Origin of the sequence: Flavobacterium yafengii, from assembly GCF_030010375.1 — a bacterium.
Lineage (GTDB): Bacteria > Bacteroidota > Bacteroidia > Flavobacteriales > Flavobacteriaceae > Flavobacterium > Flavobacterium yafengii.
The window spans coordinates 40,195-64,747 of sequence record NZ_JASCRY010000001.1; the positions used below are offsets into that span (position 1 = coordinate 40,195).

The 24,553-nt window shown below is 35.2% G+C and carries 20 protein-coding genes and 2 riboswitches; of the genes, 3 read left to right on the top strand and 17 right to left on the bottom strand.

The features are described from left to right. Window positions 1-26 precede the first annotated feature (26 nt). From metF to QLS97_RS00260, 17 genes are all read right to left on the bottom strand, one after another. Window positions 27-983: a methylenetetrahydrofolate reductase [NAD(P)H] gene (metF, locus tag QLS97_RS00185; protein ID WP_282713691.1), complete on the bottom strand. Its 957-nt coding sequence runs from the start codon at window positions 981-983 to the stop codon at window positions 27-29. An 81-nt stretch (window positions 984-1,064) separates the two neighbouring features. Then, complete coding sequence (metH, locus tag QLS97_RS00190; RefSeq protein ID WP_282713692.1) at window positions 1,065-3,743, bottom strand: methionine synthase; 2,679 nt, start codon at window positions 3,741-3,743, stop codon at window positions 1,065-1,067. Window positions 3,744-3,912: 169 nt separating this feature from the next. Then, window positions 3,913-4,914 (bottom strand): homocysteine S-methyltransferase family protein, encoded by a 1,002-nt coding sequence (locus QLS97_RS00195; protein WP_282713693.1) that lies wholly within the window; start codon window positions 4,912-4,914, stop codon window positions 3,913-3,915. A 235-nt stretch (window positions 4,915-5,149) separates the two neighbouring features. After that, window positions 5,150-5,269: riboswitch (SAM riboswitch) on the bottom strand. Window positions 5,270-5,361: 92 nt separating this feature from the next. Beyond that, window positions 5,362-6,414: an NAD(P)/FAD-dependent oxidoreductase gene (locus QLS97_RS00200; protein ID WP_282713106.1), complete on the bottom strand. Its 1,053-nt coding sequence runs from the start codon at window positions 6,412-6,414 to the stop codon at window positions 5,362-5,364. Between the two features lie 108 nt (window positions 6,415-6,522). Next, on the bottom strand, window positions 6,523-7,104 hold the full coding sequence (locus QLS97_RS00205; RefSeq protein WP_282713694.1) for a precorrin-2 dehydrogenase/sirohydrochlorin ferrochelatase family protein: 582 nt from the start codon (window positions 7,102-7,104) through the stop codon (window positions 6,523-6,525). A gap of 2 nt (window positions 7,105-7,106) precedes the next feature. Further along, complete coding sequence (cobA, locus tag QLS97_RS00210; protein ID WP_282713695.1) at window positions 7,107-7,880, bottom strand: uroporphyrinogen-III C-methyltransferase; 774 nt, start codon at window positions 7,878-7,880, stop codon at window positions 7,107-7,109. Continuing rightward, on the bottom strand, window positions 7,873-9,963 hold the full coding sequence (locus QLS97_RS00215) for a nitrite reductase (RefSeq protein WP_282713696.1): 2,091 nt from the start codon (window positions 9,961-9,963) through the stop codon (window positions 7,873-7,875). Before QLS97_RS00215 ends, cobA begins: the two co-directional genes overlap by 8 nt. 87 nt (window positions 9,964-10,050) lie before the next feature. Then, window positions 10,051-11,295 carry a sulfate adenylyltransferase subunit 1 gene (locus QLS97_RS00220; RefSeq protein WP_282713697.1) on the bottom strand — a complete coding sequence of 415 codons (1,245 nt, stop codon included), beginning with the start codon at window positions 11,293-11,295 and terminating at the stop codon, window positions 10,051-10,053. 140 nt (window positions 11,296-11,435) lie between these two features. Beyond that, on the bottom strand, window positions 11,436-12,335 hold the full coding sequence (gene cysD / locus QLS97_RS00225) for a sulfate adenylyltransferase subunit CysD (RefSeq protein WP_282713698.1): 900 nt from the start codon (window positions 12,333-12,335) through the stop codon (window positions 11,436-11,438). A gap of 74 nt (window positions 12,336-12,409) precedes the next feature. Further along, window positions 12,410-13,111, bottom strand: coding sequence for a phosphoadenylyl-sulfate reductase (locus tag QLS97_RS00230; RefSeq protein WP_282713699.1), 702 nt, complete (start codon window positions 13,109-13,111; stop codon window positions 12,410-12,412). A gap of 14 nt (window positions 13,112-13,125) precedes the next feature. Next, on the bottom strand, window positions 13,126-14,028 hold the full coding sequence (locus tag QLS97_RS00235; RefSeq protein WP_282713700.1) for a sulfite exporter TauE/SafE family protein: 903 nt from the start codon (window positions 14,026-14,028) through the stop codon (window positions 13,126-13,128). A gap of 116 nt (window positions 14,029-14,144) precedes the next feature. Next, window positions 14,145-14,555: an RrF2 family transcriptional regulator gene (locus QLS97_RS00240; RefSeq protein WP_131991491.1), complete on the bottom strand. Its 411-nt coding sequence runs from the start codon at window positions 14,553-14,555 to the stop codon at window positions 14,145-14,147. 189 nt (window positions 14,556-14,744) lie between these two features. Then, complete coding sequence (locus tag QLS97_RS00245; RefSeq protein WP_282713701.1) at window positions 14,745-15,917, bottom strand: trans-sulfuration enzyme family protein; 1,173 nt, start codon at window positions 15,915-15,917, stop codon at window positions 14,745-14,747. Window positions 15,918-15,983: 66 nt separating this feature from the next. Then, complete coding sequence (locus QLS97_RS00250) at window positions 15,984-16,409, bottom strand: OsmC family protein (protein WP_282713702.1); 426 nt, start codon at window positions 16,407-16,409, stop codon at window positions 15,984-15,986. A gap of 150 nt (window positions 16,410-16,559) precedes the next feature. Continuing rightward, window positions 16,560-18,974 carry a bifunctional aspartate kinase/homoserine dehydrogenase I gene (gene thrA / locus QLS97_RS00255; RefSeq protein WP_345956932.1) on the bottom strand — a complete coding sequence of 805 codons (2,415 nt, stop codon included), beginning with the start codon at window positions 18,972-18,974 and terminating at the stop codon, window positions 16,560-16,562. A gap of 20 nt (window positions 18,975-18,994) precedes the next feature. Then, complete coding sequence (locus tag QLS97_RS16890) at window positions 18,995-19,957, bottom strand: alpha/beta fold hydrolase (RefSeq protein ID WP_345956933.1); 963 nt, start codon at window positions 19,955-19,957, stop codon at window positions 18,995-18,997. Between the two features lie 78 nt (window positions 19,958-20,035). Continuing rightward, window positions 20,036-20,160: riboswitch (SAM riboswitch) on the bottom strand. Window positions 20,161-20,390: 230 nt separating this feature from the next. After that, complete coding sequence (locus QLS97_RS00260; RefSeq protein WP_282713703.1) at window positions 20,391-20,600, bottom strand: hypothetical protein; 210 nt, start codon at window positions 20,598-20,600, stop codon at window positions 20,391-20,393. A 147-nt stretch (window positions 20,601-20,747) separates the two neighbouring features. On the opposite strand from QLS97_RS00260, the gene QLS97_RS00265 reads away from it, so the two are divergent. The 3 genes from QLS97_RS00265 (at window position 20,748) to QLS97_RS00275 (ending at window position 24,523) form a co-directional block, all read left to right on the top strand. Next, a complete protein-coding gene (locus tag QLS97_RS00265) occupies window positions 20,748-20,879 on the top strand; it encodes a hypothetical protein (protein WP_282713704.1) in 132 nt (43 codons plus the stop codon). Between the two features lie 484 nt (window positions 20,880-21,363). Continuing rightward, window positions 21,364-22,614 (top strand): methionine adenosyltransferase, encoded by a 1,251-nt coding sequence (metK, locus tag QLS97_RS00270; protein ID WP_282713705.1) that lies wholly within the window; start codon window positions 21,364-21,366, stop codon window positions 22,612-22,614. 136 nt (window positions 22,615-22,750) lie between these two features. Next, window positions 22,751-24,523 (top strand): DUF4153 domain-containing protein, encoded by a 1,773-nt coding sequence (locus tag QLS97_RS00275; RefSeq protein ID WP_282713706.1) that lies wholly within the window; start codon window positions 22,751-22,753, stop codon window positions 24,521-24,523. Window positions 24,524-24,553 lie beyond the last annotated feature (30 nt).

Below are 24,553 nucleotides of genomic sequence, written 5' to 3' on the forward strand. Positions count from 1 at the left end.
CTTTTTTATGAAATACGATTGGGGAATTAAAAAACCTTACTCGCTATTTGTCGAATATTTTCTGATTTTCCCATAGAATAATAATGTAACACAGGAACTCCGGCTGCTTTCAATTCTAATGATTGTTGAATCGCCCACTCTATCCCCACTTGTCTGATGTCAGCATTATTTTTACAATGATCAACCGCATGAATTAAATCTTCTGGCAAATCGATTCTGAAAATTTGCGGTAATACTTGCAAATGTCTTTTTACGGCAATGGGCTTAATCCCTGGAATAATAGGAACCGTAATTCCCATTTCTCTTGCTTTGGCAACAAACTCAAAGTATTTAGCATTATCAAAAAACATTTGTGTCACCACGTAATCAGCACCGGCATCCACTTTTTCTTTCAATCTTTTTAAATCGGATTGTAAGGACGGAGACTCCAAATGTTTCTCTGGATATCCCGCAACTCCAATACAAAAATTGGCTTTATTATCAACATCCATTACATCGTGCAGGTATTTTCCACAATTCAATTGATTGATTTGTTTCACCAAATCAACTGCAAAATCATTCCCTCCCTGTTTCGGAATAAAATATTGCTCGTCTTTCATCGCATCACCACGCAAAGCCATCACATTATCAATTCCTAAATAATGACAATCAACTAATAAATATTCGGTTTCTTCTTTGGTAAAACCACCGCAAAGCACATGAGGAACTGTATCTACATTATATTTATGTTTTATGGAAGCACAAATCCCAAGTGTTCCAGGTCGCATTCTAGTCAGTTTCTTATCTAGTAAGCCATTGCCTTTATCCACATAAATATACTCTTCGCGAGAAGTAGTTACGTCTATAAATGGCGGTTTGAACTCCATCAACGGATCAATATTATCGTATAATTCCTGAATGCTTTTCCCTTTTTGAGGCGGAATAATTTCGAAGGAGAATAAAGTTTCTCCTTTTGCGTGTTCTATATGTTGTGTTACTTTCATTTTAAGTCTTAAGGTTTGAATGTCAAAAGACGAAAGTCACGTCCTTTGGACTTTATGACTTTTGACTTTATGACTGTGTTTTTAATCTGCAATATTTGGGTTCAGCCATTTCATGGCTACTTCGGTCGAAACACTTCTTCGTTTGGCATAATCAATAACTTGGTCTTCTTTTATTTTTCCAAGTCCAAAATACTTGCTTTCCGGATTCCCAAAATAATAACCTGATACCGATGAAGCTGGCCACATCGCCATACTTTCCGTTAAAGTCACTCCTATTTCTTGTTCTACATTAAGTAATTTCCAAATCGTAGGTTTTTCTAAATGGTCTGGACAAGCGGGATATCCTGGTGCCGGACGAATTCCTTTATAAACCTCTTCAATCATTGCCTCTGTACTTAAATTTTCATCAGCAGCATAACCCCAAATTTCCTTACGGATTCTTTCGTGAAGGTATTCGGCAAAAGCTTCTGCAAAACGATCTGCCAATGCTTTCACCATAATCGAATTATAATCATCCAAATCTCTTTCAAATTCAGCTGCCCATTCGTCAACACCAAAACCGGTCGTTACACAAAACGCACCCATATAATCCTTTTTACCACTGTCTTTCGGAGCAATAAAATCCGACAATGCAATATTTGGAGCACCTTTGGTTTTTTGTGATTGCTGACGCAAAGTCAAGAATTTCTCTAATACTTTTCCACTTTCATCACTCAATTCAATATCATCATCATTCACTTGATTCGCAGGAAAAATTCCGTAAATTCCTTTGGCAGTCAATTTCTTTTCTTTCAAAATAACGTCCAACATTTCTTTGGCATCCGCAAAAACAGAAGTAGCTTGTTCTCCAACAACATTATCAGTAAGAATCGCCGGATATTTTCCGAACAATTCCCATGTTCTAAAAAACGGTGTCCAGTCAATATACGGAACCAAAACATCCAAATTGACTTCGATTGTTTTTGTTCCAATAAAATTAGGTTTCATTGGATTGTAATTTTCCCAATCTAATTTCAGTTTATTGACACGAGCTTGCTCAATAGTCAAGAAATTTTTGTCGCGTGAACGATTCAAAAATGTCTCTCTAAAAGCATCATATTCTGCTCTGATGTCACTTGCATATATTTTTTTCTCACTGTTCAACAAATTTCCGGCAACCGTTACGGCTCTCGAAGCATCATTTACGTGAATAACAGTTTCTCTATATTGTGGTGCAATTTTTACGGCAGTGTGCGCTCGTGAAGTGGTTGCTCCACCAATCATCACTGGAATTTTTATGTTTCTTTTATCTAATTCCTTAGCCAAATACACCATTTCATCAAGTGACGGTGTTATCAATCCGCTTAATCCAATAATATCAACGTTGTGTTCTATAGCTGCAGCGATAATTTTCTCAGGCGCAACCATGACACCTAAATCAATGATTTCATAATTGTTACAAGCCAAAACAACTGAAACAATATTTTTTCCAATATCGTGTACGTCGCCTTTTACCGTTGCCATTAATATACGACCTGCAAAACTCGAAACACCATCTTTTTCGGCTTCAATAAATGGCAATAAATAAGCTACTGCCTTTTTCATTACACGCGCTGATTTCACCACTTGTGGTAAAAACATTTTTCCCGAACCAAATAAATCTCCAACGACATTCATTCCTGCCATTAGGTTGATTTCGATTACTTCGATAGGTTTTGTTGCTGCCTGTCTCGCTTCTTCTACATCAATTTCTATAAATTCATCGACTCCTTTTACTAACGAGTGTGTCAATCGTTCCTGAATAGTTCCTGAACGCCATTCTTGAACTGCTTTTTCATTACTCTTGACATCTCCTTTTACATTTTCAGCAAAGTCCAACAATCTTTCGGTTGCATCATCGCGACGGTTTAGAATTACATCTTCAACTCGTTCTAAAAGATCTTTTGGAATTTCGTCGTAAATGGAAAGCATTTCCGGATTCACGATTCCCATTGTCATACCATGTTGAATCGCATGGTACAAAAACACCGAGTGCATCGCTTCTCGAACCGTGTCATTTCCCCTAAACGAAAAAGAAACATTACTTACACCACCACTAATGTGTGCATGAGGAAGATTTTCACGAACCCATTTGGTTCCTCTAAAGAAATCCAATGCGTTCAAGCGGTGTTCTTCCATACCTGTTGCCACTGGGAATATATTTAAATCGAAAATGATGTCTTGCGGAGGAAAACCCACTTTGTTTACCAAAATATCATACGAACGTTGGCAAATTTCTATTCGGCGTTCGTAATTATCAGCTTGTCCAGTTTCATCAAAAGCCATAATAATTGCCGCAGCTCCGTAGCGTTTAATCAATTTAGCATGATGAATGAATTGCTCTTCTCCTTCTTTCAAAGAAATAGAATTTACGACACTCTTTCCTTGAACTACTTTTAGTCCCGCTTCAATAATATCCCACTTCGAGCTGTCAATCATGATTGGAACTCTTGAAATATCTGGTTCAGCAGCGATCAAATTCAGGAATTTTGTCATGGCATATTCGCCATCGAGCATTCCTTCATCCATATTAATATCGATGATTTGTGCGCCACCTTCCACTTGCTCTTTAGCAATGCTAAGTGCCTCTTCGTATTTTTCTTCCTTGATTAATCGAAGGAATTTTCTAGAACCTGTTACATTCGTACGTTCACCAATATTCACAAAAACGCTTTCCGGCGTAATGATTAAAGGCTCTAATCCCGATAATACAAGGTTTCTTCTAGTTTCTGCTTGTGCCATTTTTATTTTGTTTGATCCTTCACGATTTCAGCAAACGTTCAGGTTTCGTATATCTTATTATTATTTTGGGCGTGACCCAAAAAGGGTCGGGCTATTCGCTGCAAGTCCTCGCTCTTCCTTCGTCAGGCTGTTGGCTTTTCGCTGCTATCCCTCACGCGGGCATCCTTGGTTACATTGTTGCTGTTGATGCTCTAGGTTTATAATCCTTGGCAATATCAGCAATCAACTTGATGTGCTCTGGCGTTGTTCCGCAACAACCACCTATGATATTGACTAAATTATCGTCTAAATAGCTTTTAATTTGTGCTTGCATTTCTTGCGGTGTTTCATCGTATTCTCCAAAAGCATTTGGCAATCCTGCATTAGGATGTGCCGATACATTGAACGAAGTATTTTGTGACAAAGTTTGCAAATAAGGCTTCAGCAAATCAGCTCCTAAAGCACAATTGAAACCTACACTCAACAACGGAATATGCGAAACTGAAACTAAAAAAGCCTCAACAGTTTGACCTGAAAGTGTTCTTCCTGATGCATCTGTAATGGTTCCGGAAACCATGATTGGAATATCGATATTGCGTTCGTCTTTGACTTCTTCAATGGCGAAAAGTGCGGCCTTTGCATTTAACGTGTCGAAAATAGTTTCTACTAAAAGTAAATCACTTCCTCCGTCTATCAACGCTTCTACTTGTTGTTTGTAAGCAATGCGCAAATCATCGAAAGTTACGGCTCTGTAACCCGGATCATTTACATCTGGAGACATGCTCGCCGTTCTGTTTGTTGGCCCTATTGAACCTGCTACAAAACGAGGTTTATCAGGATTTTTAGCTGTAAATTCATCGGCTACTTCACGGGCGATTCTTGCCGATTCGTAGTTGAGTTCGTACACCAAATCTTCAAGATGGTAATCAGCCATTCCGATAGTAGTTCCAGAAAAAGTATTGGTTTCAACAATATCCGCTCCTGCTTCAAAATAAGCTGCGTGAACGGCACGAATCGCTTGTGGTTGCGTTAATGACAATAAATCGTTGTTCCCTTTTAAGGAATGTGGAAAATCTTTGAAACGTTCTCCTCGAAAATCTTCTTCAGAAAAATTGTAGCGTTGCAACATGGTTCCCATTGCTCCATCGAGAATGAGTATGTTTTTTTTGATGGCTTCTTGAATACTTGACATTTTATTTTTTTTGAATTGTTGTGTTTTAATGGTTAAAATGAAACCAAAAAATCACAAATTTTTACTCTTTAGCCCCGATTGAAGTGGAAATCCTTTTTGTTTTTTTCTTTAAAAAACAAAAAGATTGCAACGCAAAGCGGGAACGTTAATGGCAGAAAAAAGCCAATTATTCGCTCTAAAAAAATATCGATATGTTGTCAAGAAAAGGTTTGAGAAATACTAAGTGAGTATTCGTGTGTTATCTATCTTAGATACTGAAACTGGTTCTGTATAAAGTAGAATGTAGCACCTTCTTTAAAGATAAAGGGTTGCTAAGGTTTCATTGGGTCTTTCCCTCCGCCTTTCGTGATAACTTTCAATAAATATATGAACAGTGCAAAGTAAAGACATAGCGCTAATACTTGCAAGTATTAGCGCTATATTTTTTAACTAGTTTTTATTAAGTTGTTAAACTATGGCTTTCACCACGGCTTTTGGAGCTTCTTTACGAGTTCCGTCAAATCCGTCAACACCAGAAACTGTAGTATATTTCAATACGTATTTCTTACCTGGATTGATGATTTGGTAGGCTGCCTGACACATTAATGTTGCTTCGTGGAAACCACAAAGAATCAATTTCAGTTTTCCCGGATAGGTATTTACGTCACCAATGGCAAAAATCCCTGGAATGTTCGTTTGGTAATCCAAAGCATTATTTACTTTGATGGCATTTTTTTCAATGTCTAATCCCCAGTCTCCGATAGGACCTAATTTTGGTGTTAATCCAAAAAGTGGAATAAAATAATCCGTCGCAATGGTTCTATGTGCGCCATTTTCCTCAATATCAATTGACTCTAAATGTTCAGCTCCATTCAAACCAACTACTTCTGCCGGCGTAATCATTTTTATTTTTCCTGAGTTCTTCAATTCTTGTACTTTTTCTACAGAATCTAAAGCGCCTCTAAATTCGTTTCTACGGTGAATCAAAGTCACCTCAGAAGCAACATTCGACAAGAAAATACTCCAGTCCAAAGCAGAATCTCCTCCTCCGGCGATTACTACTTTTTTGTCTCTGAATTTTTCCGGGTTTTTGATGAAGTATTTGATTCCTTTATCTTCGTAAAATTCGATGTCTTCGATTAATGGTTTTCTTGGTTCAAAACTTCCTAAACCACCTGCAATTGCTACCACAGGAGCATGGAATTTTTTCCCTTTATTAGAAGTCACAATAAAACTTCCGTCTTCTTGTTTTTCAATCGTTTCAGCACGTTCTCCCAGCGTGAATCCCGGTTCGAACTGCTTGATTTGTTCCATTAGATTATCTACCAAATCTCCGGCTAATACTTCCGGGAAACCTGGGATATCATAAATAGGTTTTTTGGGATATAATTCAGATAATTGCCCGCCTGCTTGTGGCAAAGCATCCAGAATATGACATTTCAGTTTTAACAATCCTGCTTCAAAAACTGCAAATAAACCTGTTGGTCCGGCTCCTATTATAAGTATGTCTGTTTTAATCATTTTTTTATTCTTTATGTAATGTAATTGTGCTAAACTATTTAATTGCAAATTAACGATTGATTTTTACGACTTTAAATGATAAATATCATTCGTTATTTTGCTCTGCTTTTATTCTTTATTTTTTAATGCTTCGGTGATTTCATTCATTTTTTGTACTTTTTCTTCGAAATTTCCTTTTAGTGTCTTGCGATATTCATTTAGGTTTTCGACCATTTTATTGATATCGTCTGGAATGATTTCTTCAAAAAACTCCCGTAATCTTTTGGCAGTTGTCGGTGATTTTCCGTTGGTCGAAATAGCGATTTTGACATTCCCTTTGGTTACAATTCCGCCCAAATAATAATCACATAAATCTGGTGTATCAGCAATGTTACAAATCAAATATCTTTTTCGAGACAAATCAAATACGCGTTTATTGACTTTCAAATCATCGGTACAAGCTATAACCATGTGGCGTTTTTTCAACATTTTTTTCTTGAACTTGACTTTAGTCAATTTCACCGAAGGATGTCTTTCCACCAACTCTTCCAGTTCTGGCAAAAACCTTGGCGCCACCACCTCAACATTCGCGTTTGGACTCGATTTCAACATGAAAGATAATTTTTCTAAACCCACATTTCCTCCACCTACAATCAACACATTCAGGTTTTGTAGTTTTAAAAAAACAGGATATAATTCATTTCTTTCCATTCTTATCTTATTTCAGATGCTATAAATTCTTCGTAAAATCCTTTCAACTTATTACTTTCTTTGACCACTTCGCCAATGACAATTATTGCTGGCGAACTTAATTTGTTTTCCACAACCACTGCTTGGATTGTGTTAATCGTTCCAACTCCAATTTTTTCCTGTGGAGTAGTTCCGTTTTGAATAATCGCAACGGGAGTTTCTCCTTTGGATTCCTTTTGGAATAAAGAAACAATTTGTGATAATTTACTCATTCCCATCAAAATCACAACTGTTGCCGATGATTGCGCTGCTAACGCTACATCATTTGACAAATTCCTGTCGGAAGTCGTACCTGTAATTACCCAAAAACTTTCCGAAACACCTCTTTTTGTCAAAGAAATTCCTTGATAAGCGGGAACTGCAATCGAAGATGAAATTCCGGGTACTACAAATGTAGGGATTCCAAAACTTTCTGCGAATTCTATTTCTTCGCTTCCACGTCCAAAAATAAATGGATCTCCACCTTTTAATCGAACGACATTTCCGTACGTAAGCGCATTATCAACAATCAACTGATTGATTTGGTCTTGGGTATATTCATGACAGCCTTTTCGTTTGCCCACAAATATTTTGATGGCATTTTTTGGTGCATGAATCATTATTTCATCATTGGCCAGCGCATCATACAAAACCACATTTGCTTCAGCAAGTGCTTTTACTCCTTTCAGAGTAAGCAAATCTGGGTCACCGGGACCAGCGCCTACTAAAGTTACTTTGGGTTGTATTGTATTATGCATCAGCTAAATCTTTTGCTCTGTATTTTTCTATTTTTTCAAAAAAGGCAACTCCTTCTTGAATGTATTTTTGTGCAAATTCTGCAGAAGGCTCATTCGCTTTAATTTGATAAACCAAATCTTTGAAGCTTGAATCCAACTCGATTTTATTACTTTCGATAAAAACAGTATCAAATAAATTGATAATTCCAGCGTGGTGATTTGTTTTTTCGTTTTCGGCCAGTAAAATTGCTTTGGCACCGTTGACAAAACCTGCGTAGGCTAAATAAATCGCATCCGACCATTTTTTATCTTCGAAAGCTTCTTGTGCGAAAGTCAATTTATCTTTGGCTTCCAATAGTAAAGTAGCCACTAAATCAATTACTACACCTGCGCATTCTCCTACTCCAACTGCTTTTACGTAGTTATCGGCATTTCCCCAATCTACAAAATCAGCCTCGGTAAGGTTTGTTATATCTGCTAATGGTTTCAAAAACTCATAGAAATATTTCTCTCCTTTTGCATCGTAATAATTCAAGAATGATTGTCCATTTCCATTGGCATCAAAATCATTTAAGATAAAACGCAACGCATCGGGTCCTCTTCTACTTGGAATTTTAATCACTTTATCCGAAAATCTTCCGTTTCCGTTTCCTAAATTTCCTCCACCTAACAATACCTGAAGTGCTGGAGCAACCAGTTTTCCTGCATTGATTGACATTCCTTGAAAACCAATTTCGGACATATTGTGCTGTCCACAAGCATTCATACAACCGCTAATTTTTATGGCGATTTGTTGATTGTTGCTGTATTGTGGGTATTCTGTTTTTAATACTCTTTCTAATTCATCCGCAATACCAGTGCTACTTGCAATACCTAAATTACACGTATCCGTTCCCGGACAAGCCGTGATATCTCCGATAGTATCATATCCTAAAGCAACAAAATCTAATTTGGCTAATTCTTGATAAAAGAACGCTAGATTTTCTTCTTTAATATTACGTAAAACGATGTTTTGTCGTAATGAAAAACGCAATTCATTAGCACCATAATTTTTAATCAAATCGGCTAATAATCTTGCTTTGTCTGTATAAAAATCTCCTAAAAGCACTTTAATACCAATAGCAACATATCCTGCTTGTTTTTGTGCAATCACATTTGATTTTTTCCAAGCTTCAAAAGCTTCAACATCACCAATCGTTACTGATGGCACTGCCAACAAAGGTTCTGTAATTGGTCCTTCAAAAGCAGTAGTATCTATTTCGTATGTATGAAACGGCAAGGCTTTTTTCTCTTCGTCAACCAAACGCAAAAACTCTTCACGACCTAAATCTTTGATTAAAAACTTCATACGTGCTTTCAAACGTTTTGCTCTTTCTCCGTAACGGTCAAAAACCCTAATTATACCTTCGGCAGTTGGAATGATTTGGTTCACCGGTACAAATTCTGAAAGTAATTCAGCGTGACTTGGTTGAGAACCTAAACCTCCGGCAAACATTATTTTGAACCCTTTTTCGCCATTTACAATTTTTGGAATAAATCCTAAATCGTGCAAATAACTCAGCGCCGTATCTTTATCAGAAGAGGAGAATGATATTTTGAACTTACGTCCCATTTCTTGACAAATTGGGTTACGCAATAAATATTGAAACAAACCATGCGCATAAGGCGAAACGTCAAAAGGTTCGTCAACATCTACACCAGCTAATTCGCTTCCAGTAATATTACGCACTGTATTTCCACAAGCTTCTCTCAAAGTGATATCATCTTTGGCCAACTCAGACCAAAGTTCAGGTGTTCTATCTAAACTAACATAGTGAATTTGAATATCCTGACGGGTTGTAATGTGTAAACGTCCCGTGGAATATTTATCTGACACTTCAGTAATACGCTTCAATTGCTCGCTAGTCACTTTTCCGTATGGCAATTTAATACGAATCATTTGCACGCCTTCTTGACGTTGACCGTAAATACCACGTGCCAAACGAAGACTGCGAAAACGCTCATCGTCAATTTGTCCACTTCGGAATGAATGAATTTTTTTCTCTAAATCTATAATCTCTTTTTGGACAATCGGGTCTTCTATTTCGGTTCTAAAACTTTGCATCTTTTTTAGCTTTGGGCTATTGGCTTTGGGCTTTTAGCTGTTAATCTATATCTTTTAACTTATTTATTTTTTTAGCAAAAGCTAAAATTATTTTATAAAACCAACGCCAGCTGTTGTATTGGTTGTAGCATCTATTAAGATGAAAGCTCCGTTAGATTTATTATCCGTGTAAGCATCAAAATAAATGGCTTTGCTCAATTTAATGGTTACTTCTCCAATTTCATTTATCGCTAATTGAGTCGCTGGAGTTGTTCCAGAATAATCGGTTGCGATTACGTTTTTTACACTATCAATCTTTGCCAAAACTCTATTGCTATTGTGTTGTACATAATATTTTGCACCTGCCACTAATTTTTTACTGTCCATCCAACAAACAGTTGTTGTGATGTCTTTTTCAATTTTAGGAAGTTCATTAGATTTTACAATCATATCACCTCTGGTTACATTGATGTCATTATCTAATTCGATAGTGATAGAAGAACCAGCCGTAGCTTCATCAAATTGTTTATCAAAAAAGTGAATATTCGTTACTGTAGATTCCGTTAAAGAAGGAAGCACCGTTACGGCATCTCCTACTTTAATATTGTTCCCGTATAATTTCCCGGCATACCCTCTAAAATCGTGATATTCCTCTGTTTTTGGTCGGATTACTGTTTGAACAGGGAAACGTGCGATCCCGTTTTCGTAGATATCGTTTGGTTCCAAAGATTCCAAATGTTCCAAAACCGTCTGTCCTGTGTACCAAGGCATATTCTCCGATTTATCGGCAACATTACCGCCATTGATTGCACTTAACGGAATGTAACTTACATTTTGTTCTTTGAAAGCACTTTTTGCATTTAATGCCTGAAAGTCTGCTTTGATTTTGTTGTATACTTCTTCTGAATAATCAACTAAATCCATCTTGTTTACCGCAACAATAACATCTTTTACTCTCAATAAATTATTGATAAAAAAGTGACGGTAGGTTTGCTCAATAACCCCTTTGCGAGCATCAATCAAAATAATTGAAACTTGTGAAGTTGAAGCTCCTGTAACCATGTTACGTGTATATTCAACGTGACCTGGAGTATCGGCAATAATGTAACTTTTCTTTGCAGTCGAAAAATAAATGTGAGCCACATCAATCGTGATTCCTTGTTCTCTTTCAGCAACCAAACCATCTGTAGCCAATGAGAAATCTAAATAATCGTATCCTTTTTGCTTGCTGCTTTTTTCTATTGCTTCAATCTTATCTGTAGTCAACGATTTTGTATCGTATAATAATCTCCCAATTAATGTACTTTTTCCGTCATCTACACTTCCTGCTGTTGCTATTTTTAAAACTTCCATTCCTTGTTTTTTGTTTGAAGTTTAAAAGTTTAAGGTTTTCAAAACACCTTGTACAAACTTCTAAATTTGATTTTTTTATTTTAAATGTTGAATTTTAAATGTCTCGGAACAATTTATAATTCATACCTTATAATTATTTTCTAAAAGTACCCTTGTTGTTTTCTTTTTTCCATCGCAGCTTCAGAACGTTTGTCATCAATTCTAGCTCCTCTTTCAGAAATAGTTGAAGATCTAATTTCGCCAACCACTTCCTGAATAGTTGCTGCATAAGAATCAACAGCAGCAGTACAACTCATATCACCTACAGTTCTAAAACGAACAATTCTTTCTTCGATTTCTTCATCTTCTTCTTGGTATACAAAAGGAGAATGAGACCAAATCATACCGTCTCTCAAGAATACTTTACGTTTGTGCGAAAAGTAAATTGATGGAATTTCGATTTGTTCTTGTTCTATATAACTCCAAACATCTAGTTCCGTCCAGTTCGAAATTGGGAAAACACGAACGTTTTGACCATTTTCAATTTTTCCGTTCAAAAGATCAAATAATTCTGGACGTTGGTTTTTTTCATCCCATTGACCAAAATCATCACGAACAGAAAAAATACGTTCTTTAGCTCTTGCTTTTTCTTCATCACGACGCGCGCCACCAATACAGGCATCAAATTTAAATTCTTCGATTGCATCCAAAAGTGTCGTCGTTTGCAAACTGTTTCTGCTAGAATATTTTCCAGACTCTTCTACAACTTTCCCTTCATCTATAGCGTCCTGCACATTACGAACGATTAATTTCAATCCTAATTCAGCTACCAATTTATCTCTAAAGGCAATCGTTTCCGGAAAGTTATGCCCTGTATCTACGTGTAACAATGGAAAAGGAATTTTAGCAGGAAAAAAAGCTTTCTGTGCTAAACGTACCAATGTAATTGAATCTTTTCCACCAGAAAAAAGCAATACTGGTTTGTCAAATTGAGAAATTACTTCTCTGAAAATGTATATCGCTTCGCTTTCTAAAGCGTTTGTTTTTAATATCGTACTCATTTTTTTAATTTAAAGATTTAAATGATTTGAAAAATTGCAACAATCATTTATAATTTATAATTCATAATTTAAAATTACTTCTGGTGCAAACCGCATTCTTTATGACTGGATTCCCACCACCATCTGCCCGCTCGTATATCTTCATCAGGAGTAATTGCTCTGGTACATGGCGCACATCCTATACTTACAAATCCTTGTTTGTGCAATGCATTTTGTGGTACATTATTTTTTTCTAAATAATCTTCTACTTCTTTCAAAGTCCATTTTAACAATGGATTGAATTTTATAATATCGAACTTCTCATCGTATTCAAAAACTTCTAAATCATTTCTGTTTTCTGATTGCTCTGCTCTCAGACCGGTAATCCAAATTTCATTTCCTTTTAACGCTTTGGTCAACGGCGCCACTTTTCGAATAAAACAACATTCCTTTCTATTCTCCACCGATTCGTAAAAGCTGTTTGGGCCTTTTTGATTTAACAAATTTTCTACTTCAGAAGCTTCCGGGAAACAAACCTTAATTTCTTTTTTATACTTTTTCAATGTCTTATGAAAAACATCATAGGTTTCTTGAAACAGTCTTCCTGTATCTAAAGTAAAAATGGTAATTGGTAAATCGTTTTGACCAATTAAAGCTGTAATCACCTGATCTTCCTGTCCAAAAGAAGTCGAAAAAACAACTTTATCTTTGAATTCATTAGCCAAAAAAGCAAGCGTTTCCTCGATGGATAAGCTTCTTGTTTTTTCTAATAAAGTGTTTGTTATCGCTATGCTCATAATTTCGTTTCTCTTTATAATAATTTAGACAGTGTTTTTAAACTCAAAACAATAATTAAAACGCCAACTAAAATCATCATAGGCTTTCTCTTTATTCTATTAACTAAAATAGCGGCAATTGGAGCAGCTATCACACCACCTAAAATCAATCCTATAATCACTTGCCATCCTTGAATCCCTCCAAAAAGCATGAATGTTACACCGCTGGCAAAAGCTACTGCAAACTCCGCTGCATTTACAGAACCAATAGTATATCTGGGATTTCTACCGCGTCCTAATAAGGTAGAAGTAACAATAGGTCCCCAGCCACCACCGCCAACAGCATCCATAAAACCTCCAAAAGAAGCTAGAATATTTAATCGTTTGGTTTTCTTTTTAATAATATTTTTTTGCATTGCTTTTCTGATAATTATAACTGCCAGCGCTATCATATACACCGCAATAAAAGGCTTTATCGCATCCCCGTCAATTACATCCGACAATAAATAAGCACCTGCAATAGAACCTAAAACACCCGGAATCAACAAATGTCTCACTAATTTTTTATTGATATTCCCAAAGCGATGATGAGAAATAGCAGAAGCTCCTGTCGTAAACATTTCAGCAACGTGAACACCTGTACTGCTGATTGCCGGAGGAATTCCATACGCCAATAAAAAAGAAGTAGAAGTTGCTCCATAACCCATTCCTAAAGTTCCATCCACTAATTGCGCAAATATCCCGATGCAGAAAAAGATTAGGAATTCCTGATTGAAACCTGCCAAAAAGCCATTCCAGGAAAACTCAGCATAATGATTGTAGACTAATGTAGAAAACAACCCTACCAACAAAACAACAGGGATTATAACCCACAAACGCTCGGCGAAAGTAGTTCCCGATTTTGCATTGATATTAATCTCTTTCAATTCTTTGCTCATGCTTTTAAAATTCAACTGTTTTAATTATTTAAATCCATTACCCTATCGGAATAGTAGATTACTGTGCAAAAGTAAAACTTTTAACTTAACTACAAAAAATTTTTTTGATTTATTCTCTAAAATGCGATATCCGCGAGTGTATTGTTTTCCAATATCATAAGTGTATTGTCACGAACTTCTGTCATTAGTTTATGAACAGAGCAATTGGCTTCGTCAACACAATCGTCACATTTTTCATAAAAATTATGGCTAACGCAAGGCAGCAAAGCGATTGGCCCTTCAAGAATGCGATATACATGAGCCATATTAATGTCTTTTGGGTCTTTTATCAGATAGTATCCTCCACCTTTACCTTTTTTGGCTCCCAAAAAACCAGAATAACGCAAGAGTAATAAAATACTTTCCAAAAACTTAATCGAAATGTTTTCACTTTTTGCAATATCCGCAATTGGAACCGGGATTTGATTCTCTTGACGAGCCAAAAATGACAAAGCTTTTATTCCGTATTTTGTTTTTTTTGAAAGCATTTAAAAGATATAAAATTGAAGATTAACGATTTTTGATTGCAGATTTCAAAGCTATCTGAAATCAACATTCTTTTTATATTGTAACAACAAAAATATACTTTTTGATTTAAGAATAGTGAATGGAGATTAACGATTTTTAATTTGTAGTTAATCTGCAATCAAAAATCGTTAATCTGCAATCAAAAATCCTTACGAAAGAGCCTGCTCCAAATCAGCAATTACATCTTTCACGGTTTCTAATCCTACTGAAACGCGTACTAAACCATCCGTAATACTTACCGCTAATCTTTCTTCAACAGTTAATTTACTGTGAGTTGTAGATGCTGGATGCGTAACAATTGTTCTGGTATCTCCCAAATTTGGTGACAAGGAACATAATTTTATTTTATCCAAAAAGGCTCTTCCCGCTTCAATTCCGCCTTTTATCTCAAATGCAACGATGTTACCTCCTAATTTCATTTGCTTTTGAGCAATTTCGTATTGCGGATGCGATTTCAAGAAAGGATACTTCACTTTATTAACCTGAGGATGGCTTTCCAAAAACTCAGCTACTTTCAAGGCATTTTCACAATGTCTATCTAAACGAATCGCTAAAGTTTCTAAACTTTTTGATAATACCCAAGCGTTGAATGGGGATAAAGAAGGACCGGTAAGTCTCGAAAATAAATAGATTTTTTGAATCAATTCGGCATTTCCAACTGTTATACCCCCCAAAACTCTCCCTTGACCATCAATTAATTTTGTAGCTGAATGTACCACTAAATGTGCACCCCATTTTATCGGTTGCTGTAAATAAGGTGTAGCAAAACAGTTGTCAATAATCAAAATCAAATTATGCTTTTTGGCAATAGTCCCTAACAGTTCCAAATCGATAATATCTACCGCTGGATTGGTTGGAGATTCTGCAAAAAGAATCTTTGTATTTGGTTTTATAAAACTTTCAATGGTCTCTGGCTTATCAATATCAAAATACGATGTTTCAATTCCCCATTTTGGAAAATAATTGATAAACAATGAATGTGTCGCTCCAAAAACACTGCTTGCCGAAACAATATGGTCTCCTGAGTTCAACAAAGCCGCTAAAGTTGAATACACGGCTGCCATTCCAGAAGCAAAAGCAAAACCCGATTCAGCACCTTCCATTTTACAAATTTTCTCTATAAATTCGTTGGTATTTGGATTGCTGTATCGGCTATAAATATTTCGATCTTTCTCCTCAGCAAAAGAAGCACGCATATCTTCGGCATCCTCAAATACAAAACTTGATGTTAAGTATAAAGGAACCGAGTGTTCTTGAAATTGCGTTCTTTCTAATTGGGTACGTATGGCTTGCGTTTCAAAACCAAATTCTTGTTCGTTCATTTTATTTTTAGTTTAAAGTTTAAGGTTTAAAGTTGTTTGGATATTCAAATCCAATCTTTAATTAAACTATAATGGTTTATTGTTCAAAACCACTTTATAATGTATCGTTGCGGTTGGCTCTAATGTTTTAGAAACCGAACAGTATTTTTCGAAAGAAAGTTGTGCGGCTCTTGCTGCTTTTTCTTCATTAATAGGCCCTTCCAAAAAGAATACTACTGTAATATCCTTGAATGGTTTTGCGTCTCCTACTTGTACACGTTCCCCTTCAACCTCTGCTTTGAAAGAAGTGATTTCCTGACGTTGTTTTTTCAAAATCGAAATCATATCAATAGCGCTGCAACCCGCAACACCCATCAATACTAATTCCATTGGACTTGGACCTCTATCGTCTCCGCCAAATTCTGGTCGGCTATCTACATTTACAATGTGTCCTCTTTCATTTTTTAATTCAAAGTGGAAATTGTCGTTTACTCTGTTTAGTGTAATTTTCATTGTTATCTTTTTCCTCTCCCCGGCCCTCTCTCCAAAGAAGAGAGAGCCGAAACTGGAGAATTTTTACTGTTTATTTTTTTCAATCTTAAATCAAAAATCGTTACCAGAGAGCTTGCTCGAACTGGCGAAGCAATCTGCAATCTTAAATCATTATCCTTTATCTGATAATCTCAAAATATCTCCAAAGACACCTCTTGCCGTTACTGCTGATCCTGCTCCTGCGCCTTGAATCACGATAGGTCGGTCTCCATACGATTCTGTGTAAATTTCGAAGAAAGAATCAGAACCTTTCAATCCGCCTAAAGCCGTATCTGATGGCACAGAAACTAATTTCACTTCCAGATTTCCTTTGTCATTTTGCAAATCGCCTGACAATTCGCCTATGTATCGCAACACGTGATTTGGTTTTTGTTCAGCTTTTATTTTAGCATAAATTGGATCAAACTCCGTCAGTTTATTTAGAAAATCAGAAACATCACCTTCCCGTAAATGTTCTGGGATTAAATTTTCAATATCAATTTCTTCAAACTCATTTTGCAAGTCTAATTCTCTTGCCAAAATCAATAATTTTCGACCTACATCATTTCCACACAAATCTTCTCTTGGATCTGGCTCGGTATATCCATTATCAATTGCTTCTTTCAATATTTCGCTGAACGGCGCGTCTTTAGCAGAAAAATTATTGAACAAATAACTCAATGTTCCAGAGAAAACACCTTTAATCTTCGTGATATTTTCTCCTGAAAGGTGTAATAATTTAATCGTATCAATCAACGGCAATCCGGCTCCAACATTGGTTTCATAAAGATAACTCTTTTGATTATCCGCAAGTACTTTTCGTAGTTTTTTATAAAAACTATAACTTAACGTATTGGCCACTTTATTAGACGATATCAAATCGAAACTGCTTTCTGCCAGAGGAATGTAATTTTCAACAAATGTGGCACTTGCCGTGTTATCAATCGCAATCAAATTCTCTAAGTGATGCTCATTCGCGTAAGCAATTACATCATCGATAGTATAAGAAAATCCATTGTTTTGAATTTCATTTTTCCAGTTTGGAGTAACGCCGTTTTTATTCAACAATACATTACTTGAATTGGCAATAGCAAAAACATTCAGTTTGATGTCTTTTCTTTTCTCGATAGTTGCCGCCGATTCCAATATTTGGTTAATCAACGTTCCGCCCACTAATCCATGTCCGAAAATAGCAATATTGATTTTCTTTGAAACACCAAAAATCTCCCCGTGAATCACGTTTAAGGCTTTGTTCAGTTGCGATTTTTTCACAACCAAACTCACGTTTTTACCCGTAACGGTATTATTGAAAAGAATCGGGACAATTTTATTTTTTATCAAAGCCGTATAAGGCTTGTGAAACGTACTCAAATCCTGGCCAATGATAGAAATTACCGAAACATTATCAGTAACCGTGATTTTATTCACATCTTTTGAATAGAAATCATTTTCGAATTCTTTCTCTAATTCAATCATTGCTTTAGTCGCTTTATCAGCAGCAACTACCAAACCTATTCCTCTTTCTGAAGAACCTTGAGAAATGATGCTTACGCTAATATCATTGTCTCCCATCACTCTAAAAATACGGGCATCAACACCAGTTTTCCCTAGCAATCCTCTTCCTTCCAGATTTACTAATGATACATTTTCTAGTACCGAAAGTGTTTTAATTCCTTCTTTGCTAGAATTGGATGTGATTAATGTTCCTTTGTTTTCGTGATTGAATGTGTTCAAAATACGAAGCGGAATGTTTTTTTCCAACAAAGGAATAATGGTCTTTGCATGAAGAATTGTCGCGCCAAAATTAGCCAACTCATTCGCCTCGTTAAAAGTCAAATGGTCAATTTTTTTAGCATCAAGTACTAAATCCGGATTCGCGGTATAAATTCCGTCTACGTGTGTATAATTCTGTAATTCGTCCGCATTTAAGTAATTCGCGATCAAAGAAGCCGTGTAATTACTGCCATTTCTTCCTAAAGTCGTCGTATCATTATTGTTATTAGAACCGATAAAACCCGTAACAATGTTCACGGTTGTTCCGTTATTTTGTTTGAAATAATTGATGACATTTTTCTTCGAAATTTGTTCTAAAGGTTGCGCATCACCAAATTTTGAATCGGTTTTTATCAATTCTCGAGTATCCGCAAAACGGGCATTTATTCCATTTTCAACCAAAATAGCTGTCAGTAATTTTGCAGAAAGCAATTCCCCTTTTGATAAAATTTGATCTTTAATTTTGTTGCTGTAATCGCCAATTAAACTTACACCTTCGAATAATTTTTCCAAGACATTGAATTCCTCAGACAAATCTACGTCTTGATAATCGTCTTGTTGGTACTTTTTGAAATCCTCAAAAAGCGGTTTGTAATCTCCGTTTTTAGAAGCAATGCCTAAAATTTCTTCTAATTCATCTGTAGCATTTCCTCTTGCTGATACTACAATTGCAATTTCTTCTCCTTGATTTACTTTATCGGTAATAATCGCAATCACTTTATTTATTCCGTCGCCATTCGATAAAGATTTACCTCCAAATTTTAATATTTTCATTGTGTTGTGTTTTTTTTGGCTTAGAATATATCCTGAAGCAAATTGTCTAATTGTTTGTATTCTATCAAAAAAGCGTCGTGTCCGTGAATGGAAACTATTTCCTGATAGGTGACATTATTTTTATATTTTTTTAATTCCTCGTAAGTGGCTTTATTTTCATTAGCCGTAAAAAACAAATCTGAATTGATTCCGATAATATGAATATCAGCTTCAATTTTTGATGTTATTTCTTCGAATGAATTGCTGTTTCTGGTAATATCTATCGTTTTCAACAATTGATTCATCATTTTATAAGACGAAATTTGAAAACGTTTTTGAAGCTTTTTACCATGATGACTCAGCCAGCTTTCTACATTGAAAATGGCTAATTCCTCATTAGTGGTTCTCTGAAATTTTGCAGTAAAAGATTCTGGAGTTCGGTAGCAAAGCATCGCATGAATTCGAGCATCTTCAATAGGTTTTGAAGAATTATTCAAAATTTGCTCCTGCAAAAAGCAATTGGCAATTAACCAGTCTGTCGATTTCCAATCGGTTGCAATAGGAATTAAATGCTGCGTGATTTTTGGTTCTAAAGCAACCAGTTCCCAAGCAATTCCTCCGCCAACAGAACCGCCAATAATAGCATAAAGCTGTTTGATTTTAAGAAAACGAATGCCTTCAATAAAAATTCTGGCAATGTCTCTGGTAGTAAAATCCGAATAATTTTCAATGATGACATCATCAAAACCATTTCCGGGAACATTAAAAGCCAGTATCGTATATGTATTGGTATCGATGGTTTTGTGTGCTCCAATCAAATCATTCCACCAACCGTTATCTCCCACAACTTGGGAATTTCCAGTCAATGCATGATTTACCAAAACGATTGGAGCTGTATGTAAAACTGGTCCAAAAACTTGAAAACTTAAGTTTAAGGTAGCATAAAAAGCCCCACTTTCGGTGGTGAAATTTTGTAATGTAATAGATGTTGGTTTATTTTCCAATTTCAAATCTTTTATGATTTTTGATTTGTGTCTGGAAATATTAGAAAGAAAGCTAGAAGTGAACTAGAAGAATTCTTTGTGTTATCTTTCCTTTAGATTCTGAAATAATTCAGAATAAAGGTAGAATGCAGCACCTTCTTCGATAAATCGAAGGGTTGCTAAGGCTTCATCGGGTCTAATCCCTCTGCCTTTCTTTATAACATTTCAATACGTTTTTGAACTTAAAGGCACAAATTAACCACTATTTTTTTAAACAACCAAATTTTTATCAAATTGGTTCTAATTGATTTATTGCAAATTGACTTGAAAAAATCGTACGCAATCATCATCCCGACAAAAGATAAAAACAAAATAGCATGGTTTTATCTTTCATCGAAATCATAATTTGAGATTTACTATCGAAGATTCAAAAGCTAAAATAAAGATCATTTTTTTAAATAAAAAGTTCTTCATTTTCTTTTGAATACATTTGAAACAGTAATGAACTCGGCACTATTTTTTGTGCCAAAGGATCATTTTTTGATATTTCAAATCTTGGATTGGTCAATTCATTTTTTGAATCGTTTTCCTTTTCTGTTTTGGTTCTGAAACCAAAGCCTTTTAATAACCGTAATGTCTTCGGGAAATGTTTTAATGTGCTCATACTATTTGAATTTACGATGTTAGTTTTGTTTTAAATTATTTTTTGATTTCTGAAATGTTTCTATACTTCCAAACTAATCTGAATGAAAAAAACCCTTTTAGATACGTATCCAAAAGGGTTTTTAAGTTGTGCTATAAACTTATACTTTTGGAATCAACAGACACGAATGCACATAATGGCATTGGCGCAAATCATATTTTTGACTTTAAAATTATTTGTATTCTGGATTTTCAGGTTATTCATTCTATGATTAATATTGTTTTATTTTCAGCTAAATAGAGTTCAAAAAAAAAGCCTCCCATTTTCTTGGGAGGCTTTTGCTATATAAATTTTAATTTAAATTTAAGCAATAGACAACCCACAGGACTTTTCCTGAATGGCTTTTGACATATTACACACATTAAATTTCATCTTTCGTTTTTTATTATAACAAATATGCTAACTATTTCTGAATTTTCCAAATAAGTTTTAAAAAAAATACAAAGAAAATCCAGCCTCGCATTCCCTTTTGTATTTATATATGTAGAGGAAAAGATTTATCAGCAAAAAAAAGTTAAGATTAATTTGCAATTCAAAATGGTTTCATACATTTGCACCCGAATACAAGAGGAAAAATTTGAACTGATTGCAACCTCTTCATAATGAAATCAATTCATTATGAATACTGAAATTTTTTCAGTAGAAAAAATGCTAAAGCAGAAACTCTTCTTTAGTCTTTTTCAGCAATTATTTTTTCTCGCTTAATTTTAAAATAATAATAATTATGGCCTATTTATTTACGTCAGAATCTGTAAGCGAAGGACATCCAGACAAAATTGCAGATCAAATTTCGGATGCATTAATTGATAATTTTTTGGCATTTGATGCTGACTCAAAAGTAGCTTGCGAAACTTTAGTAACTACTGGCCAGGTAATTTTGGCTGGTGAAGTAAAATCAAATACCTATTTAGACGTACAACAAATCGCTCGTGACGTAATCAGAAAAATTGGTTACACAAAAAGCGAATATATGTTTGAAGCCAATTCTTGTGGAATTCTTTCTGCTATCCACGAACAATCTGCTGACATTAATCAAGGTGTTGATAGAGCAAATCCAGAAGAGCAAGGTGCTGGAGACCAAGGAATGATGTTTGGTTACGCTACCAATGAAACGGAAAATTATATGCCATTGGCACTTGATTTATCTCATAAATTATTGCAGGAATTAGCTATTTTAAGACGTGAAAATAACGAAATTACATATTTGCGTCCTGATGCTAAATCACAAGTAACTTTAGAATATAGCGATGACAATAAGCCAACTCGTATTGACGCTATTGTAATCTCAACACAACATGATGATTTTGACGAAGAAGCTACAATGCTTGCGAAAATCAAAAAAGACATCATCGAAATATTGATTCCAAGGATTATTGCAAAAAATCCTGCTAGCGCGCATTTATTCAATGATGCTATTCAATACCATATTAACCCAACCGGAAAATTCGTAATTGGAGGACCGCATGGAGATACTGGATTGACAGGAAGAAAAATTATCGTTGATACTTACGGTGGAAAAGGTGCTCACGGTGGTGGTGCATTCTCTGGAAAAGATCCAAGTAAAGTAGATAGAAGCGCGGCTTATGCTACACGTCATATCGCTAAAAACTTAGTTGCAGCGGGTGTTGCTGACGAGATTTTAGTTCAGGTTTCGTATGCAATTGGTGTGGCTAAACCAATGGGTATTTTTATTGATACCTACGGAACATCAAAAGTAAACTTGACCAATGGTGAAATTGCCAAAAAAGTAGAGGCTATTTTTGATATGCGTCCGTACTTTATTGAGCAACGTTTGAAATTAAGAAACCCAATCTATAGCGAAACTGCTGCTTACGGGCACATGGGACGTACTCCAGAAACGGTTACTAAAACTTTTTCTGCTCCAGGTGGAAACGAAAAAACAGTTACTGTTGAATTGTTTACTTGGGAAAAATTAGATTTTGTTGACCAAGTTAAAACTGCTTTTGGATTGTAACTTTGGCTTTAAAACCTTAGAAATTTAAATCTAATTATATATCAAACCCCGAATTCTGCTACTGCAGACTTCGGGGTTTTTGTTTGGCTATATGCGGTATTTTTCTTTACTTAGTAAAAAATAACTTACCAAAATAATGGCTAAATTCCCTTCTTTCCAAAGCGTATTGCAAGCTTCACAAAAAACCATTTCCAGATTCCCGCTAGAAACCATACTAACGATTTTAGGGACGGTATTCGCAATTTTACTCTCAGAAGAAAGAAATGATACAATGGAGAATTTTTATACTAAAAGCATCATGTGTTGCTCGCTGTGTTTGGTTTTATTTCTTTCCGTTAGCTTATATTTCTCAGCGATTCACAAAAACAGTTGGATTCGATTTTTGATCAGTTTGATACTTGGTGGATTAGTAACTGCTTTTATATTTAGCTTTTCGGAAAAAATTACAGATGTAGAAGCATTACAATTTTTAGTACTCAATATTGCTTTGCATCTATTGGTCTCATTTTCCGGTTTTATATCAAAAATCTACAACCAAGAAGAGTTTTGGGAATTCAACAAGCAGCTTTTTCTTCATATTCTAACCGCTGGTTTGTATAGCGTTGTGTTGTATTCCGGATTATCCTTGGCTATTTTAGCGGTACACCATTTATTCAATGTGGATTTTTATGACAGAATATATCTTCACTTATTTTTCATCATCGCAGGGATATTTAATACGGTTTTCTTTTTATCTGGCGTTCCTGAAACCAACAACGAATCGTCTCCACTTATTTTAAAGTATCCAAAAGGTCTTAAAAATTTCACTCAATATGTTTTGCTTCCATTAATCAGCATTTACTTGGTGATTTTGATTTGTTATGAAACTAAAATCTTAGTCACACTTTCTTTACCTGTGGGCTGGGTTTCTAATCTCGTTTTGGTTTTTGCCATCTTTGGAATACTTTCTTTTTTACTCGTACATCCTATTGCCGAAGAAACTGGAAATCTTTGGATGCGAACCTTTAACCGTTGGTTTTATTATTTATTAGTCCCGTTATTGGGATTGTTGTTTTGGGCTATTTTATATAGAATCCACTTATACGGATTCACACATGAGCGTTATTATGTATTGGCATTGTCAATTTGGTTAACCATTGTAGTAGCTTATTTTATAATCAAAAAAGAGCCTAAAATAAAGTTCATTCCTATCACGATGTGCATAACAGCTTTACTTACTATTCTTGGACCGCAAAGTGCAGATTCAACATCCAAAAACAGTCAGCTTTCTAGATTTGAGTCCTATTTGCAAAAAATAGAAAAGGAAAAACTCACTTTCGAACAAGAGCAAGATTTAAGCAGTATTGTAGATTTCTTAGAAGAAAACTATGGCTCAGAAGTACTTCTTCCATTTACAAAAGACAAACTAACTGCTCTGATTAAAAAGGACAAAAAACCAAATTCTTCCCAAATCATGGAAGCATTGGGGCTCTATTATCGCTCTCCATACGACCAAAAAGAAAAAAACAACAAAGAATATTTTTATAATTTTTACGAAAACAACAATCAAAATATTGAAAACATTCAAGGGTATGATGTGTCTTTTTCCATTTTGAATAATAAAGATTTAGAATGTAACGAATGTGTAAAAATCGACAATAAGTCTTACTCCATTATTTCTACTAAAAAAGAATACGGAGTAGACTTACAAATCAATCAGGACATTGTTCCGTTGAAAATTGTGGATTTTGTGAACCAAACTCCTGCTTTCGACAAAAATGAAAACTGGAACCAAAAGATTACACAAAAAATTGAAACTCCTAAATACACGATTTTAATATACTATATAAACGTAAGTGGAGATAGAAAAGGAAATAAAAAAACGGTAGATCAGTTCCAAATCAAAGTGTTATTGGGGATTAAAAACTAAAAAAAAGCCTTTGAAGAATAAACTTCAAAG